This is a genomic window from Arthrobacter sp. NPDC092385 (assembly GCF_044755105.1).
Taxonomy (GTDB): Bacteria; Actinomycetota; Actinomycetes; order Actinomycetales; family Micrococcaceae; genus Arthrobacter_D.
In genome coordinates, this window is the sequence record NZ_JBIVQL010000010.1 from 92795 (window position 1) to 110209 (window position 17415).

Genomic DNA, 17415 nt, shown 5'->3' on the forward strand with positions numbered 1-17415 from the left:
AGCCTAGTGGCTGTCGATCCGCGTGGACGCGCTAGTGTTTGGGCTGTGCTGACATTTCTCGAGGCCGTCAAGCGGGTGCTGGTGGGCAAGCCCTTCGCCAGCGACAGGCTGAGGAACAGGAGCCTGCCCAAGCGCCTCGCCATCCCCGTCTTCTCCGCGAGCGCGCTCTCCTCGGTCGCCTACGCCCCGGACGAGATCCTCCTGACCCTCGCCCTGGCGGGAGTGGCATCGGTCGCCATCTCACCGTGGATCGGCCTCGCCGTCATCGCCGTCCTGCTCGTCGTCGTCGCCTCCTACCGCCAGGCCGTGCACGCCTATCCGTCGGGCGGCGGCGACTACGAGATCGCCCGGCGGAACATCGGCCCCCGCGCCGGCATCACCGTCGCGTCCGCCCTCATGATCGACTACCTGCTCACCGTGGCCGTCTCCGTCTCGGCCGCCGCCCAGTACGTCGTCTCGCTCGCCCCGTCTCTGGAGGACGTGCGCGTGCCGCTCGCCGTCGTCGGCGTCGCCCTCCTCGTGCTGCTCAACCTCCGGGGGATCACGCGCGGTGTCCGGGCACGCGCCGTGGTGACCTACGCCTTCCTCGCGGGGATCTTCGCCCTGTGCGCCACGGGGATCGTCCAGGCGCTCACGGGAGACCTCGGCCAGGCGCCGAGCGCGCAGTTCGAGATCGTCCCCGACGCCGCCCTCGATGCGGGCCTCGTCGGCCTGGCCGGTGCTCTCCTGATCCTGCGCGCGTTCTCGGCGGGCGCCGCGGCGCTGACGGGCCTCGAGGGGCCCGGCTCCAACGTGCCGCGCTTCCAGGCCCCCCAGGCCCGGAACGCCGCGACGACGCTCCTGGTCCTCGGCGTCGTCTCCTCCGCGATGCTGGCCGGCGTTCTCTACCTCGCCAACGCCACGCGAGTGCACGTGGTGCAGGATCCATCGGCACAGCTGCTGCTCGACGGGCAGCCCGTACCCGAGGACTACATCCAGGCACCGGTGGTCAGCCAGCTGGCGCGGACCGTCTTCGACGCGGCTCCGCCGGCCTTCTACCTCGTCGTCGCGGCGACGGCGCTCGTGCTGATGCTGGCCGGCCATGCTGCCTTCAACGCGTTCCCCGTCCTGGCCTCCATCCTGGCCAGGGACGGCTACCTGCCGCGGCAGCTGCGGACCAGGGGGGACCGGCTGACCTTCAGCAACGGCATCCTCGCGCTCGGCCTGGGGGCCGTGGTGCTCATCCTGGTCTTCCGGGCGGACGTCACCGCCCTGGTACAGCTGTACATCGTGGGCGTGTTCGTTTCCTTCACCGGGGGCCAGTTCGGGCTGATCCGGCACTGGAACAGGACCCTCCGCAGCACCGTGGGCAAGCAGGAGCGCTGGCGGATCCACAAGTCGCGCGCCATCAACTCGCTGGGTTTCGGCCTCACCGCCGCCGTCCTCGTCGTCGTCCTCGTTACGAAGTTCGAATACGGGGCGTGGATCGCGGTGCTGGCCATGGCCATCCTGTTCGCCGTGATGCGCAGCATCAAGAAGCATTACGACGCGGTGGCGGAGGAACTCGCGATCGACGACGCCGTCCGCCTGCGCGCCCTCCCGTCCCGCGTGCACGCCGTGATCCTCGTCTCACACGTCCGGAAGCCCGTGCTGCGGGCCCTCGCCTTCGCGCGCGCCTCGCGACCGTCCCGCCTGGACGCCATCACCGTGGACGTCGACCCGGAGCAGACCCGCCGCACCCTCGCCGACTGGGAGAAGTACGAGATCCCGGTGCCCATCACCGTCCTCGCCTCGCCCTACCGCGACACCATCACGCCGATCCTCGAGTACATCAAATCCATGCGCCGGGACTCACCGCGGGATCTGATCGTGGTCTACATCCCCGAGTACGTGGTGGGAAGGTGGTGGGAGCAACTGGTGCACAACCAGACCGCCCTGCGCATCAAGGCGCGCCTGCACTACGTGCCGGGGGTCATGGTCGCCAGCGTGCCGTGGCAGCTCGCGTCCTCCGACGCGGCCCAGATCTATCAGGACCTGAAGTAGGAAGACACCATGACCGACCAACCAGCCGCTGACCCGTCCACCGCCAGGCCGGAAGAGGCCCTTCCGGCCGGCACCGTCCACACCGGCGGTCCGGCCGGCACCGCGGAGCTGACCGTCGAGCGGCCGGCACACGGCGGCCACTTCGTGGCCCGGCACGAGGGCCGCGTGGTGTTCGTGCGGCACGCGCTGCCGGGGGAGCGGGTGCGCGTGCGTTTCACCGAGACCGACGACGACGCCAGCTTCTGGCGCGCCGACGTCGTCGAGGTGCTCGAGGCGTCTCCCCACCGGGTGCCCCACCCCTGGCCCCTCGCCGATGCCCTGAAGGCCGCAGCCAAGGGACGGTCCGCCGTCGGCGGCGCCGAGTTCGGGCACATCGGCCTGGACGAGCAGCGGCGCCTGAAGGCCGCGATCTTCGAGGAACAGCTGTCGCGCCTGGCGAAGACCGAACGTCCGGTGGTCGCGGAGCCCGCTCCGGGCGAAGCCGACGACGGCCTGGGCTGGCGCACGCGCGCGGCCTTCGCGGTCGACTCCGCCGGCCGCCTCGCGATGCACCTGCACCGCTCGCACGAGGTGCTCCCGGTCCGGGAGATGCCGCTGGCCGTCGCGGCCGTCAACGACCTGCGCCTGTGGACCCTGGACCTCAGCGGCATCGAGCGGGTCGACGTCGCCGTGCCCTCCGGTGGGGGAGAGCCCCTCGTCCTGCTGGTGCCCGCTGCCGGGACCTCCCCGCGCCGGGTCGCAGCCGTGGCGAACTCGATCGACGGCGCGTCGGTGGGCGTGCTCGAGCCGGAGTCCGGCGCGGTGCAGCGGATGACAGGGCGGACCTGGCTCCAGGAGAGCGTCCTGGGGACCGACTACCGCGTCACGGGGGCCGGTTTCTGGCAGATCCACCGCGGAGCGCCCGAGGCCCTGGTCTCCGCCGTCCTCGACGGCCTCCAGCCCGCGGCCGGGGAGCGCCTCGCCGACCTGTACGCAGGTGCCGGTCTGTTCACCGTGCCGCTCGCCCGCGCCGTGGGGCCGGAGGGTGCCGTGCTGTCGGTCGAGGGGTCCCCCGGGACGAGCCGCGATGCCCGCCGCAACCTGCACGGCCAGGACCAGGTGGCCATCGTGCAGGGCCGGGTGGACGCCGTGCTCCGACGCTGGAGCGAACCCCTCGACGCCGTCCTGCTCGACCCGCCGCGGGCGGGAGCCGGGAAGAAGGTCGTCCGGCAGATCGTGGAGGCCCGCCCGAGGGTCGTGGGCTACGTGTCCTGCGATCCGGCGTCGTTCTCGCGCGACCTCGGCTACTTCCTCGCCGCCGGCTGGTCCCTCGACACGCTGCGGGTGTTCGACCTCTACCCGCACACCCACCACATGGAGTCCTTCGCGCGCCTCCTGCCGCCGCCGGCCTGAGCGAGGACCGGCCCGGTCCGGCGGAGGGTGCCGCCGATGGCACCCCCTCCGGACCCCGAACGTTAGAGTTAATGGAATCGAGGGCGATCTCTCGCCACGCCGAACGAACCGAGGAGGCGCCGATGGGACTCTTGGAGACGATCCACGGCCCGCAGGACCTGAGCAAGCTCAGCGAAGCGCAACTGGCCGCGCTCGCGAAGGAGATCCGGACCTTCCTGGTCAGCAACGTCTCACGCACCGGCGGGCACCTCGGCCCCAACCTCGGGGTCGTCGAGCTCACGCTCGGCATCCACCGCGTCTTCGACTCGCCGCGTGACAGCGTCATCTTCGACACCGGGCACCAGTCCTACGTGCACAAGCTCGTGACCGGACGCCAGGACTTCAGCACCCTGCGCCAGCAGGGCGGGCTGTCCGGCTATCCGTCGCGGGCCGAGTCCGTGCACGACGTCGTCGAGAGCTCCCACGCCTCCTCCTCGCTCTCCTGGGCGGACGGCATCTCCCGCGCGCGGGTGCTCAACGGTGAGGGCGACCGCTACACCGTCGTGCTCGTCGGCGACGGTGCCCTGACAGGCGGGATGGCCTGGGAGGCGATCAACAACATCGCCGCGGACAAGCGTCGGCGGGTCGTGATCGTGGTCAACGACAACGGCCGTTCCTACGCCCCGACCATCGGCGGCGTGGCGGACTACCTCGCCTCCCTGCGTCCCACCCTCGACTCCGTGCGGACGCACCGCCGCTACGAGCGCACCCTCGACTGGTTCAAGCAGCGCATGCTGAACGGCGGCACGGTCGGCGAGTTCAGCTACAAGAGCCTGCACGCCATGAAGAAGGGCATCAAGGACTGGTGGGCGCCGCAGGGGCTCTTCGAGGACCTCGGCATGAAGTACGTGGGTCCCGTGGACGGCCACGACCCGTCCGCCGTGGAGCAGGCTTTGCAGCTCGCCAAGAACTACGAGGGGCCCGTGATCGTCCACGCGATCACGGAGAAGGGCCACGGTTACGCCCCGGCCCGTGCGCACGAGGCCGACCAGTTCCACGCCGTCGGCATCATCGACCCCGAGACGGGTGAGCCCGTCGGCGCCGGCGGCCAGCAGTCCTGGACCTCCGTCTTCGCGAACGAGATCGCCGACATCGCCGACGAGCGCCCCGATATCGTGGGCATCACCGGCGCCATGCTCATCCCGGTCGGCCTGCACCGCTTCGCCGCCCGGCACCCCGACCGCGTGTTCGACGTCGGCATCGCCGAGCAGCACGCGCTGACCAGTGCCGCCGGCATGGCCTTCGGCGGCCTGCACCCGGTGATCGCCCTCTACGCGACCTTCCTGAACCGCGCGTTCGATCAGCTCCTGATGGACGTCGCCCTGCACAGGGCGGGCGTGACGGTGGTCCTCGACCGCTCCGGCGTCACCGGGCCCGACGGCGCGAGCCACCACGGCATGTGGGACCTGGCCATGCTGCAGGCCGTCCCCGGGCTGCATCTCGCCGCTCCGCGCGACGCCTCCCGGCTGCGTGAGGAACTGCGCGAGGCCGTCGCCATCTCCGACGCCCCCAGCGTGGTCCGCTACTCCAAGGGGTCCGTCGGCGCGGAGGTCGAGGCGATCGAGCGCCTCGACGACGGCGTCGACGTACTCTCCCGCAGGCCTGCCGGCTCGAGCTCCAACGACGTCCTCATCGTCAGCGTGGGGGCGATGAGCGAACTCGCGCTCGATGTGTCCAACAGGCTCGGGGCGCAGGGCATCAGCTCCACCGTGATCGATCCCCGCTGGCTCCTGCCGGTCCGCCGATCGGTGATCGACCTGGCCGCCGAGCACCGCATCGTGATCGTCATCGAGGACGGCGTGCGCGCCGGCGGTGTCGGCTCGAGGATCCGCCAGGAGATGCGCTCGGCCGGCGTCGACACGGCGCTCAACGAGGTGGGCCTCCCGGTCGAGTTCCTCGACCACGGTTCGCGGAACCAGGTCCTCGAGCGCGTGGGCCTGACCGCCCAGAAGATCACGCACGACGTCGTCGCGCAGGTCCTGGGCACGAAGGTCCCGGTCGCCCGGCCGCTCGCCGGCGACCATGCACCCGCCACGGGGCAACTCCCGAAGCACTGATCGTCGGTACCGTCCACGGCGGGAACCGCGGACGGTACTGCGCGTGCGTGGTCGTCGGCCCGTTCCCGGCGGGTCCGGCCCGACCGGGGCCCCTTCCGGAAGGCGATGTGAGACAATGGCGAAGGCTGGCGGGGGAACCACATTCTCGCGCCGGTCCAGTGACAGGCTTCCGTTCCACGAGCGATGCTTCCGTCCTACCGAGTCCGCCACGTCGGCGGAAGGAGGCGGAATCCGCTGGCGGGACCCACCGTCCATACGGGCGGCTGAGTTGGAAAAGCGCCACTGGTCGCCGAGTGATTCCGCACCCCAATGCCGGTGTGACCTCGGACGACATGACAACGACTTCCGGTCAGCCGCCGGGCGAAGGGCCCGCGGCCGGCCGACATACCGCCCTGAAGGGCGCTGGAATGTGGACGGTGCCGCAGGGGCTTGGAGCGAGTACCCATGGATCAGTCAGAACAGCAGGGGAACGAACAGAACGTCGCGGAAGCATCCGCTGCCGTGCAGGAACCCCAGGAGCAGGTTGCTCCGGTGAAGGCGCCGCGGAAGCGCCGCACCGCCAGCGCACCGGCCGGAGCGCCACCCAGGGTGCCGGAGCCGTCGCCCGAGGCGGCGGCCGCCGCCGAGCCCGTCCGCAAGAGGGCCACCAGGGTCCGTAAGCCGGTCGTCGTCACCGACGAGACCGCCGCCGAGGCTCCCGCCGGATCCTCCTCCCCGTCCGACGACGTGCCGACAGGTGTCACGGCTGGTTCGCCGGCCGGGTCCGACGCCGCGCCGGCCGCTCCCGCCCGCGCGCCCCGCACCCGCCGTCGTGCCGCCACGGCCGAAGCCGGCCCCGCCCGCCCGGTCGAGCAGCCCGCCGTCGCAGAGCCCGCCGTCGCAGAGACCGCCGCCGGTGCACCAGTCCCCGTCCCCGCCCCCGAAGCGGCGACCACCGAGGCCCTGCCTGCACCAGGAGACGCTGCGACCACGGACAGCACGGAGGCCGATGCATCCTCCGCCGAGAAGCCGGCACGGACTCGCCGCACCTCGACCAGGACCCGCACCCGCAGGGCGTCGGAGCCCGTGCAGGCCGAAGGCGCCGTCCAGACCGATGGCGCCGTCCAGGCCGACGGGACACGCTCCGCCGCCGCCGTCGACGCCGCCGCAGCACCCGATGCCGCTGCCCCTGCCGACCGCACCGCACGACCGGCCTCCGAACCCGCCGCCGGCTCCACCTCGGCCGCCGCCGAGGAACCCCAGGAATCGCCCGGTGCCGCGCCCGAGGACGCCGCTCAGGACGAATCGGAGCCGGAGAACCGCTTCGACCCGTTCGCCGTCCCCGAGTCACCGCTCTCCCTGCTGTTCCACGCCCCGGACCTCACCGCCGTCGCCGTGCCGTCCGTCAGGATCGCGCCGTCCCCGGAGGAGGACACGGAGGAGGAGGAATCCGAGGAGTCCGGCCGCCGGTCGCGTCGGAGCCGCCGCAGCAGGAACCGCACCCGCGGCGACGCGGGCCAGGCTGAAGCGGGCCGGGTGGAAGCAGAGACGGACGAGGCCGACGCCGAGGGCTCCGACGAGCGCCCGCGCTCCAGCGGACCGGAGGACAGCGCGGGAGTGACCTCACGCCGTCGCCGCCGTCGTCGTCGCGGCGACCAGGATCTCGAGCTGTCCGGCGGCGAGGACGACGACCCGCCCAACACCGTCACCCGCGTGCGCGCTCCGCGGCAGGCCAGCGAGCCCGTCTCCGACCGCGTGACCAGCGTCCGCGGCTCCACGCGGCTCGAGGCCAAGAAGCAGCGCCGTCGCGAGTCACGGGACACCGGCCGCCGCCGCCAGGTCATCACCGAGGCGGAGTTCCTTGCGCGCCGCGAGTCCGTGGACCGCCAGATGATCGTGCGCCAGCGCGACGACAGGATCCAGATCGGCGTGCTCGAGGACGGCATCCTGGCCGAGCACTTCGTGTCGAAGACGCAGCAGGACTCGCTGATCGGCAACGTGTACGTGGGCAAGGTGCAGAACGTGCTGCCCAGCATGGAAGCGGCGTTCGTGGACATCGGACGCGGCCGCAACGCCGTGCTCTACGCCGGTGAGGTCAACTGGGACGCTGCGCGCCTCGAAGGCCAGCCGCGCCGCATCGAGCTCGCGCTGAAGTCCGGCGACCCCGTGCTCGTGCAGGTCACCAAGGACCCGGTGGGCCACAAGGGCGCCCGGCTGACGAGCCAGATCTCGCTGCCCGGCCGCTACCTCGTGTACGTGCCCGGCGGCTCCATGACCGGCATCTCGCGCAAGCTGCCCGACGTCGAGCGCAACCGCCTCAAGCGGATCCTCAAGGACCGCCTGCCCGAGAACGCGGGCGTGATCGTCCGGACCGCGGCCGAGGGTGCCAGCGAGGAGGAGCTCACGCACGACATCAACCGGCTGCGGGCTCAGTGGGAGGAGATCGAGCGCAAGGCGGGCTCGACCAAGACCCTGGCGCCCGAGCTGCTGTACGGCGAGCCCGACCTCACCATCAAGGTCGTCCGCGACGTCTTCAACGAGGACTTCTCCAAGCTCGTCGTCTCCGGCGAGGAGGCCTGGGACACCATCGAGGCCTACGTCATGTACGTGGCGCCGGACCTCGTCGGCAGGCTCGAGAAGTGGACGAGCGACGAGGACATCTTCGCGGCCTCACGCATCGACGAGCAGATCTCGAAGGCACTGGAGCGCAAGGTCTTCCTGCCCTCGGGCGGTTCGCTCGTGATCGACCGCACCGAGGCCATGACCGTGGTCGACGTCAACACCGGCAAGTTCACCGGCAGCGGCGGCAACCTCGAGGAGACCGTCACCAAGAACAACCTGGAGGCGGCCGAGGAGGTCGTCCGCCAGCTGCGGCTCCGCGACATCGGCGGGATCATCGTGATCGACTTCATCGACATGGTCCTCGAGGCGAACCGCGACCTCGTGCTGCGCCGCCTCGTCGAGTGCCTCGGCCGGGACAGGACCAAGCACCAGGTCGCCGAGGTGACCTCGCTCGGGCTCGTGCAGATGACGCGCAAGCGCATGGGCACCGGCCTGCTCGAGGTCTTCGGGGAGGACTGCGAGCACTGTGCGGGCCGCGGTGTGGTCACGCACATGGAACCCGTGGAGCACCGCAGCCACACGCCTGTGCAGGACCAGCAGCAGGCGCGCCAGGAGAAGATGTCCCGGAGCGAACGCAAGCGGAACCGGGGCCGGGGCGGACAGCAGGAGGACGCCGCCGTCGTCCAGCCCGCAGCGCCCGTCGCGGAGAGCGCCGACCGTGCAGCGAAGGCGGAGGCAGCCCGTGCGGCACTCGCGACCATCGCGGCCGCCACGCACCACGCCCACGAGGAGCCGGCCGGGGAACCGGACGCTCCAGCGGACATCCAGGTGACCGAAGCCGTCCTGACCATCAACGGCGAGACGGTGACGCTGCCCCGTGCGGACAACCGCCGCCAGGAGGTGCAGGACTCCCAGGAGGCGCCGTCGACACGCCTGACGCTGGACAGCCTCAGCGAGGCGTTCAACAGGAAGCCGGCAGCCGATGGCGCCGGTGCAGGTGCCGATGCGCCCGCGCCCGCCCCCGCGCCGCAGTCTGTCGGGTCCGTGCCGCAGGCAGGCGAGCCCGCGCCGGAGGCAGGCGAGTCCGACGGCGGGAAGGCGCCGGAGCTTCCGGTGGCCGCACCCGCTGCGGAACCGGCCGCAGGACCGGCCCGCCGCACGCGTCCGCGCCGGCGGGTGGCGCGCAGCGCCCAGGGTGCAGCGGACACGACGATCGAGACGCAGGCTCCCGAGGCGCCCGCCGAGCACTCGGGGACGCGGCACGTCGCCAAGGCTCCGGCCCTCGCGCGGAGGCCTGAGCCGTCCGCAGCCGAGCCCCTGATCTTCGGCGTGGGTGTGCCCGCCTCGGAGCTGTAGGAACACCGGGACCGCCCCGTCCCGTACGGGCCGCGAAGGCCGGAGTCCGAGAGGACTCCGGCCTTCGCCGTCTGCAGCCGGGCCGTGCCCGCTGCTATAGGCTGGATCCCGACACGGGGTGCCCTGCCGGATGCAGGGCTGAGATCAAACCCGTCGAACCTGATCTAGTGGGCGCGCGGCGCCCGAGGCCTAGCGGAGGGATGTCGCCATGGAAACTGCCCGTGCATCGAGGAGCTCACGCTCCAGGATTCCCAATATCCTCAGCATCGCCGGTTCGGATCCCAGCGGCGGCGCCGGTATCCAGGCGGACATCAAGAGCATCAGCGCCGGCGGTGGCTATGCGATGGCCGTCGTGACGGCGCTGACCGCGCAGAACACCCTCGGCGTCACCGGAGTGCACACCCCGCCCGTGGCATTCCTGCGGCAGCAACTCGACGCGGTGGCCGGCGACGTCGCCATCGACGCCGTGAAGATCGGCATGCTCGGCAGCGCCGGCATCGCCCGCTGCGTCGCCGAGTGGCTCGACGACGCCCGTCCTCCCGTCGTGGTGCTCGATCCCGTCATGGTCGCCACGAGCGGCGCCCGGCTACTCGACGACGACGCCGTGCGCGCCGTCGTCGACCTCGCCCGCCGTGCCTCGCTCGTCACCCCCAATATCGCGGAACTCGCAGTGCTCGTCGGAGCCGGGCAGGCGCGGTCCTGGCCCGAGGCACTGGAGCAGGGCAGCGCCCTCGCGGAGCAGCTCGGCACGAGCGTGCTGGTGAAGGGCGGGCATCTGCCGGGGGAGCGGTGCCCGGACGCGCTCCTCGTCCCCGGGACGGACGCCGCGGACGCCCTGGTCTTCGACGGCCGGCGGGTCGGGACGACGAACACGCACGGGACGGGATGCTCCCTGTCGTCGGCCATCGCGACGAGGCAGGCCGTGGGAGGGGACTGGTCCCAGGCGGTGCGGGAGGCCAAGTTCTGGCTCGAGGGGGCACTCGAGGCCGCCGACCTGCTCGACGTCGGGAACGGCAGCGGGCCCGTCCACCATTTCCACTCCGCCCAGGATCCGCGCATGCTGCAGCGCTTCACCGATCTCGCCTGGCGGGACACCGCCGCGATCCGCGGGGAGATCCTCGGGCTCGGATTCGTCGCCGGGATGATTCGGGGCAGCCTGCCGGCAGCGGACTTCGCCTACTACCTGCAGCAGGACGCCCTCTACCTCAGGGAGTACTCGGGCGTGCTCGCCCGGGCGGCAGCCATGGCCCCCTCCGAGGACGAGCAGCTGTTCTGGCTGGCCTCCGCGACGTCGTGCCTGCGGACCGAGGCCGAGCTCCACAGGACGTGGCTGGCGCGGGAGACGGGCTTCCGCTTCGGCGAGGGAGCAGCCGGTCCCGTCACGCGCGCCTACTGCGACCACCTGGCGGCCGTCGCCGCCCGCGGCTCGTACGCCGAGCTCGTCGCGGCCGTGCTGCCGTGCTTCTGGCTCTACGCCGCCGTGGGCGACCACGTGCAGGAGAAAGTCCGTGAAGGCGACCATCAGGAGCCCGGCCACCACGGCGGAGACCACCCCTATGCGGAGTGGATCGCCACCTACGCGGACCCCGCCTTCGCGGCGGCGACGGCGCAGGCGAAGCAGATCGTGGACCGCGCGCACAGGAGTGCCTCGGCAGCCGGCAAGGATGCCATGCTGAGGGCGTTCCGATGGTCCGCCGTGTACGAGCGCGATTTCTTCGACGCTCCTCGGGTCCACGGCCCGGGCGCCGCGCCCCGGCCCGCTGATTTGCGGGAAGACGCCGTACTGGCGTAATCTGGACCCTCGGTGCACTCGCCTGTTAACCGGCATGTCCGGCGGCAGCAGCGCAGGCCTTGCAGACTGTGCAGTCAGCAGACCGTGCAGGTTGTCCATCAGGCACGAGCAGCTCCCGGGCTGCGGTGTCGAGGATACGCGGCGCGGGCTCGGCACGAGGAGCAACCTCCCGGATTGCTGCCGAGGCGCACCCAGGTTTTTTCATCAGAAGTCAAGAATGTCGAGAGAAGTGAGTTCCCAAGTGGTGTACGCGATTGTCCGCGCAGGCGGCCGCCAAGAAAAGGTTTCTGTAGGAGACCTCGTTACCCTTGACCGCGTCACCGGTCAGGCAGGAAGCACGTTCAAGCTCCCCGCCCTCCTTCTGGTAGACGGCGCCAAGATCACCTCCGCAGCGGAGGACCTCGAGAAGATCACCGTCACTGCCGAGATCGTCGAGAATCTTCGTGGACCGAAGATTGTCATCCAGAAGTTCAAGAACAAGACCGGCTACAAGAAGCGCCAGGGTCACCGTTCGGAACTGACCCGCGTCAAAATCACAGGCATCGCGTAGTCCCTTCGGGCTACCGATCGGTTCCGCAAGACACTTCAGCGAAGGCAGGCATAACTCATGGCACATAAGAAGGGCGCAAGCTCCACTCGCAACGGTCGCGACTCGAACGCTCAGTTCCTCGGCGTGAAGCGCTTCGGCGGCCAGGTCGTCAAGGCCGGCGAGATCATCGTCCGCCAGCGCGGCACCCACTTCCACCCGGGCGCCAACGTCGGCCGCGGCGGCGACGACACCCTGTTCGCGCTCGAGGCAGGTGCCGTCGAATTCGGTACCCGTCGCGGACGCAAGGTCGTCAACATCGTAGGCGCCGCAGCAGAGTAATTCTGCCGGCGCACGATGCACCAAAGCATTCGGGTGGGGTGAGCCTCTACGGCTCGCCCCACCTTCTTTTAAGCCGGCCAGACCCGGCACAGTGAAGCATTTGTAGAAGGAGACCAACGTGGCGAGCTTCGTTGACCGCGTAGTCCTGCACGTATCCGGAGGCACGGGTGGCCACGGCTGCGTGTCCGTCCACCGCGAGAAGTTCAAGCCCCTCGGTGGGCCCGACGGCGGCAACGGCGGCGACGGCGGCGACGTCATCCTCCGGGTCGACCACCAGACGACGACCCTCCTCGACTACCACCACGCCCCCCACCGGCATGCCACGAACGGCGGCAACGGGATGGGCGACTGGCGCGGCGGCAAGAGCGGCGAGACCTTGATCCTCTCCGTCCCCGACGGCACCGTCGTCAAGACGAAGGACGGGGAGGTCCTCGCGGACCTCGTCGGTGAAGGTACCGAGTTCGTGGCGGCAGCAGGCGGCCAGGGCGGTCTCGGCAACGCGGCGCTGTCCTCCCAGAAGCGCAAGGCCCCCGGCTTCGCGCTGCTCGGCATCCCCGGCGACGAGCGGGACGTCGTCCTCGAGCTGAAGTCCATCGCGGACATCGCCCTCGTCGGCTTCCCATCGGCCGGCAAGTCGAGCCTCATCGCAGCGATGTCGGCCGCGCGCCCCAAGATCGCCGACTATCCCTTCACCACGCTCGTGCCCAACCTCGGCGTCGTCGAAGCCGGTTCCACCCGCTTCACCATCGCGGATGTCCCCGGACTGATCGAGGGTGCCAGCGAGGGCAAGGGCCTCGGGCACCACTTCCTGCGCCATGTGGAGCGCTGCGCGGCCCTCGTGCACGTCCTGGACTGCGCCGCCCTCGAGACGGACCGCGATCCCCTGAAGGACCTCGCGATCATCGAGGGCGAGCTGGAGAAGTACTCGGTCGACATGAGCTTCGCGGGTCCCGACGGCGACGTCGTGCCCCTGAACGAGCGGCCCCGGCTGGTCGCCCTCAACAAGGTGGACGTCCCCGACGGCAAGGACATGGCGGAGTTCGTCCGCCCCGAGCTCGAGGCGCGCGGCTACCGGGTCTTCGAGGTGTCCGCCTCGAGCCACGAGGGACTGCGCCAGCTCGGCTTCGCCATGGCGGAGATCGTCGAGGCTGCGCGCAAGGCCGTGGCCACCGCGCCTCCGAAGGTCGAACCTCCGGTCCTGCGGCCCCGCGGAGTCAACGCGGCCCCGTTCCGGATCCGCCACGAGGAGAAGGACGCCCTGCCGCTCTTTCGCGTCCTCGGTGAGAAGCCCGAGCGCTGGGTCAAGCAGACCGACTTCACCAATGACGAGGCCGTCGGCTACCTCGCGGACCGCCTCGCCAAGGTCGGCGTCGAGGAGCAGCTCTTCAAGTCGGGTGCCAAGCCCGGCGACACCGTGGTGATCGGCGAGGGCGACGGCGTCGTCTTCGATTGGGAGCCGACCATGATGGGCGGGGCCGAGCTCCTTGCCGGGCCGCGCGGCAGCGACCTGCGCCTGGCCGAGTACGTTCGGCCCACGCGCGAGCAGAAGCGTGAGGAGTACCAGGAGCGCAAGGAGGCGAAGGCCGCGGCCCGAGCCGATCTCGAAGCGGACCGCAAGGCCGGCGTCTGGACCGAATCGGTGCAGAACCGCACGCAGACTGCCCCTGCCCGGCAGGAAGCAGACGCCGAGTCCGGGGAGTAGGCGCGCGTGGTTGCGGACCAGCCCCGGCAGCCCCTCGCGTCCCGGTCGGGGCTCGCCACGGCGGGGCGGATCGTCGTCAAGGTCGGTTCGTCGTCGCTGACCTCCGTCACCGGGGGGATCTCGGGTGACGCCCTCGTCGGGCTCGCCGATGTCCTCGCCCGACGGCGCACGGGTGGCACGGAGGTCATCCTGGTGTCCTCCGGGGCGATCGCCGCGGGACTGGCGCCGCTCGGCCTCGCGCGCCGTCCGTCGCAGCTGTCCACCCAGCAGGCGGCGGCGAGCGTGGGACAGGGCCTGCTCATGGCCCAGTACTCGCAGGCCTTCGCGGCCCACGGCGTCACCGTGAGCCAGATCCTGCTGACCGCCGAGGACCTCGTCCGCCGCTCCCACTACGCCAACGCGCACCGTGCGATGGAGAGGCTGCTGAACTTCGGCGTCGTGCCCATCGTCAACGAGAACGACACCGTGGCGAGCCACGAGATCCGCTTCGGCGACAACGACCGCCTCGCGGCCCTCGTCGCCCACCTCGTCAAGGCGGAGGCCCTCGTGCTGCTGTCCGACGTCGACGCGCTCTACGACGGGCCGCCGAGTGCCGGGGCCAGCCGTATTCCGCTCGTCGGCTCGGCGGCCGACCTCGAGGGCGTCACGATCGGACGCGCGGGCAGGGCGGGGGTCGGCACGGGCGGCATGGTCACGAAGGTCGAGGCGGCCACGATCGCCGCGGCGTCCGGTATCCCCGCCCTCGTGACCTCGACCGCGAACGCCGCGGCGGCGCTGCGGGGGGACGACGTCGGCACCTGGTTCACGGCGACCGGCAAGCGCCAGCCGATCCGCCTGCTGTGGCTGGCCCACCTCGCGCGGGTGCTCGGCACGCTCGTGCTCGACGACGGCGCGGTGCGTGCCGTGGGCGAGCGCCGCCGTTCGCTGCTCCCGGCGGGCGTGGTCGACGTCTCGGGCGCCTTCGAGGCCGGGGATCCCGTGCAGCTCGTCAGCGGCGACGGGACCGTCGTGGCGAGGGGCCTCGTGAACTACAGCTCCGCGGAGCTGCCCCGGATGCTCGGCCGCTCCACGCACGACCTCGCGGACGAGCTGGGCGCCGAGTACGAACGCTCCGTCGTGCACGTCAACGACCTCGTGGTGCTCCGCGCTTCCGGCGCGTCATGAAACGACCTCCGGGAACCCTGTCCACCGCTCCTCGATAGAATGGCGGGATGACCGACCTGCAGGCTGAGACCACCACCCGGACCGACGACGCCGCGGCACTGTCGCCGGAGGAGCTCACCGGGGCCGTCCACGGCATCGCGGACAGGGCACGCGTCGCATCGCGCACCCTGGGTCGCGCGAACCGCGCCCGCAAGGACCGCGTGCTGCTCGCCATCGCCGATGCGCTCGTCGCGCGACGCGACCTAGTCCTCGAAGCCAACCGCGCCGACGTCGAGCGCGGGCGTGCGTCCGGCACCTCCGAATACCTGCTGGACCGGCTGAGCCTGGACCCCGAGCGCATCGGACGGCTGGCCGACGCCCTCGCCGCACTGGCGGCACTGCCCGATCCCGTCGGCACGGCCGTCCGCGCGGAGACCCTGCCCAACGGTCTCCGGATGCGGCAGGTCCGCGTGCCCCTCGGCGTCGTGGCGGCGATCTACGAGGCACGTCCCAACGTGACCGTCGATATCGCCGGCCTCGCCCTCAAGAGCGGCAACGCCGTGATCCTGCGCGGCGGCAGTGCGGCCGCTGCCACGAATGCGGCGCTCGTCGGGATCATCCGAGACACCCTCGAGGACCACGGACTGCCCGACGACGCCGTCCTCACCATCGACGAGTTCGGCAGGGACGGCGCACGCGTGCTCATGGAGGCCCGCGGACGCGTCGACGTGCTGATCCCGCGCGGCGGACGCGAGCTCATCCAGTCGGTCGTCACCAATGCACGCGTGCCCGTGATCGAGACCGGGGAGGGCAACGTGCACATCCTCCTCGACGAGAGCGCGGACGAGGACATGGCCATCGACATCCTGCTCAACGCCAAGACCCAGCGTCCCAGCGTCTGCAACACCGTGGAGACCCTCCTCGTGCACAGCCGTTCGACGGCCGCTCCCGCCGTCCTCGCCGCACTCGCGCGCGCCGGCGTGACGCTCCACGTCGACGACCGCTCGCGCGCGCTGCTCCCGGAGGGGACGGACGCGGTGCCGGCCACGGAGGAGGACTGGGGCCGCGAGTACATGCAGCTCGACCTCGCCGTGCGGACGGTCGACACCGTGGACGAGGCGCTGCAGCACATCCGTCGGTGGAGCACCGGCCACAGCGAGGCCATCATCACCAACAGCCTCGCCTCGTCCGAGGAGTTCGTCGCGGGAGTCGATTCCGCTGCCGTCCTGGTCAACGCCTCCACGCGCTTCGTCGACGGCGGCGAACTCGGGCTCGGCGCCGAAGTGGGTATCTCCACCCAGAAGATGCACGCCCGCGGACCCATGGGCCTGGCGGAGCTGACGACGACGAAGTGGATCGTGCAGGGCGAGGGGCAGATCCGCCGCTGACGGCGCATCCGCCGACCGTGCATCCGCCGCCGGGGGAGGAGCCTGCCCCTTTGCGCGTACCATTGGAGAAATGCCCAGGCCGGGCTGAATGACCGGCAGAACCTGACGTACAGAGGAACCACGATGCTCTACTCCCTCGGCAGCGCACTGCTGGCGAACGAAGCCATGGAACACCACACCGAGCTGCCGATGCCGGCCATCGCGTACGGGCTGATCGCCATGGGCATCCTGCTCACCCTGATGATCGTCACGGTCTCCTTCTCCAACGTGCGGAACCGCCACGAGGCCGTCGAGGAGCACATCGACCCGCACAGGCAGCACGCCAACAATCACGACCACGGCGAAGCGAACCGGCACTAGCAGTCCTGGTGGCAGCAGACGGTATCGAGCGGGACGTCATGGGTGGCCTGCAGCAACGGCATCGCGACGGCTCGCCCTGGCGCCTGGGCGTGATGGGTGGGACCTTCGATCCGATCCACCACGGGCACCTCGTGGCTGCGAGCGAGGTCGCCTCCGTGTTCGACCTGGACGAGGTGGTCTTCGTCCCCACGGGCCAGCCGTGGCAGAAGGCGGACAAGGACGTCACCGCGGCCGAGCACCGCTACCTGATGACCGTCATCGCGACGGCGTCGAACCCCAGTTTCACGGTCAGCCGCGTCGACATCGAACGCCCCGGACCGACGTTCACGATCGACACGCTGCGCGACCTGAAGGTGGAGCGGCCCGACGCCCAGCTGTTCTTCATCACGGGCGCGGACGCGATGGCCCAGATCCTCACCTGGAAGAACGCGGAGGAGCTCTGGTCCCTCGCGCACTTCATCGGCGTCACCCGGCCGGGCCACGAACTGGACGGACGGGGTCGCGACGTCAGCCTGCTGGAGGTGCCCGCGATGGCGATCTCGAGCACCGACTGCCGACGGCGCGTGGGGGAGGGCAAGCCGGTCTGGTACCTGGTGCCGGACGGCGTCGTGCAGTACATCGCCAAGCACCGCCTGTACCGGCGGATCGCTCGGCCGGGCGACGGGCCGTCCTCGGGCCTCGAGGACGCGGGCGCCTTTCAGACGGAAGGAAAGCACGGGGGCAACCCCAGCTCCGTACAACAACCAACTGGGTGA

At 71.0% G+C, this 17415-nt stretch carries 12 protein-coding genes and 1 riboswitch; all 12 genes read left to right on the forward strand.

Going from position 1 to position 17415, the window contains the following annotated elements:
• The first annotated feature begins 45 nt into the window (after positions 1-45).
• Positions 46-2022 (forward strand): APC family permease, encoded by a 1977-nt coding sequence (locus ACIQCY_RS13730; RefSeq protein WP_400484451.1) that lies wholly within the window; start codon positions 46-48, stop codon positions 2020-2022.
• A 9-nt stretch (positions 2023-2031) separates the two neighbouring features.
• A complete protein-coding gene (locus tag ACIQCY_RS13735) occupies positions 2032-3414 on the forward strand; it encodes a class I SAM-dependent RNA methyltransferase (RefSeq protein ID WP_400484452.1) in 1383 nt (460 codons plus the stop codon).
• Positions 3415-3536: 122 nt separating this feature from the next.
• Positions 3537-5510 carry a 1-deoxy-D-xylulose-5-phosphate synthase gene (gene dxs, locus ACIQCY_RS13740; RefSeq protein ID WP_400484453.1) on the forward strand — a complete coding sequence of 658 codons (1974 nt, stop codon included), beginning with the start codon at positions 3537-3539 and terminating at the stop codon, positions 5508-5510.
• 444 nt (positions 5511-5954) lie between these two features.
• Positions 5955-9407: an Rne/Rng family ribonuclease gene (locus ACIQCY_RS13745; RefSeq protein ID WP_400484454.1), complete on the forward strand. Its 3453-nt coding sequence runs from the start codon at positions 5955-5957 to the stop codon at positions 9405-9407.
• 104 nt (positions 9408-9511) lie between these two features.
• Positions 9512-9625: riboswitch (TPP riboswitch) on the forward strand.
• Entirely contained in the window at positions 9616-11199 is a 1584-nt protein-coding gene (gene thiD / locus ACIQCY_RS13750; RefSeq protein ID WP_400484455.1) for a bifunctional hydroxymethylpyrimidine kinase/phosphomethylpyrimidine kinase, read from the forward strand. It overlaps the preceding riboswitch by 10 nt.
• A 241-nt stretch (positions 11200-11440) precedes the next feature.
• Entirely contained in the window at positions 11441-11749 is a 309-nt protein-coding gene (rplU, locus tag ACIQCY_RS13755) for a 50S ribosomal protein L21 (RefSeq protein WP_400484480.1), read from the forward strand.
• A 57-nt stretch (positions 11750-11806) separates the two neighbouring features.
• Positions 11807-12067 carry a 50S ribosomal protein L27 gene (rpmA, locus tag ACIQCY_RS13760; RefSeq protein ID WP_087073579.1) on the forward strand — a complete coding sequence of 87 codons (261 nt, stop codon included), beginning with the start codon at positions 11807-11809 and terminating at the stop codon, positions 12065-12067.
• Positions 12068-12185: 118 nt separating this feature from the next.
• Positions 12186-13769 carry a GTPase ObgE gene (gene obgE, locus ACIQCY_RS13765; protein WP_400484456.1) on the forward strand — a complete coding sequence of 528 codons (1584 nt, stop codon included), beginning with the start codon at positions 12186-12188 and terminating at the stop codon, positions 13767-13769.
• Between the two features lie 6 nt (positions 13770-13775).
• Positions 13776-14933: a glutamate 5-kinase gene (proB, locus tag ACIQCY_RS13770; RefSeq protein WP_400484457.1), complete on the forward strand. Its 1158-nt coding sequence runs from the start codon at positions 13776-13778 to the stop codon at positions 14931-14933.
• Between the two features lie 47 nt (positions 14934-14980).
• Positions 14981-16300, forward strand: coding sequence for a glutamate-5-semialdehyde dehydrogenase (locus ACIQCY_RS13775; RefSeq protein WP_400484458.1), 1320 nt, complete (start codon positions 14981-14983; stop codon positions 16298-16300).
• A 123-nt stretch (positions 16301-16423) separates the two neighbouring features.
• Positions 16424-16660 (forward strand): hypothetical protein, encoded by a 237-nt coding sequence (locus ACIQCY_RS13780; protein WP_400484459.1) that lies wholly within the window; start codon positions 16424-16426, stop codon positions 16658-16660.
• Positions 16661-16698: 38 nt separating this feature from the next.
• Positions 16699-17415: a nicotinate-nucleotide adenylyltransferase gene (nadD, locus tag ACIQCY_RS13785; RefSeq protein ID WP_400484481.1), complete on the forward strand. Its 717-nt coding sequence runs from the start codon at positions 16699-16701 to the stop codon at positions 17413-17415.

Excerpts from the sequence above, each read along its gene's own strand:
- ACIQCY_RS13735 (WP_400484452.1), top strand. The coding sequence starts at position 2,032 with ATGACCGACCAACCAGCCGCTGACCCGTCCACCGCCAGGCCGGAAGAG.
- dxs (WP_400484453.1), top strand. The coding sequence starts at position 3,537 with ATGGGACTCTTGGAGACGATCCACGGCCCGCAGGACCTGAGCAAGCTC.
- ACIQCY_RS13745 (WP_400484454.1), top strand. The coding sequence starts at position 5,955 with ATGGATCAGTCAGAACAGCAGGGGAACGAACAGAACGTCGCGGAAGCA.
- thiD (WP_400484455.1), top strand. The coding sequence starts at position 9,616 with ATGGAAACTGCCCGTGCATCGAGGAGCTCACGCTCCAGGATTCCCAAT.
- rpmA (WP_087073579.1), top strand. The coding sequence starts at position 11,807 with ATGGCACATAAGAAGGGCGCAAGCTCCACTCGCAACGGTCGCGACTCG.
- ACIQCY_RS13775 (WP_400484458.1), top strand. The coding sequence starts at position 14,981 with ATGACCGACCTGCAGGCTGAGACCACCACCCGGACCGACGACGCCGCG.
- ACIQCY_RS13780 (WP_400484459.1), top strand. The coding sequence starts at position 16,424 with ATGCTCTACTCCCTCGGCAGCGCACTGCTGGCGAACGAAGCCATGGAA.
- nadD (WP_400484481.1), top strand. The coding sequence starts at position 16,699 with ATGGGTGGCCTGCAGCAACGGCATCGCGACGGCTCGCCCTGGCGCCTG.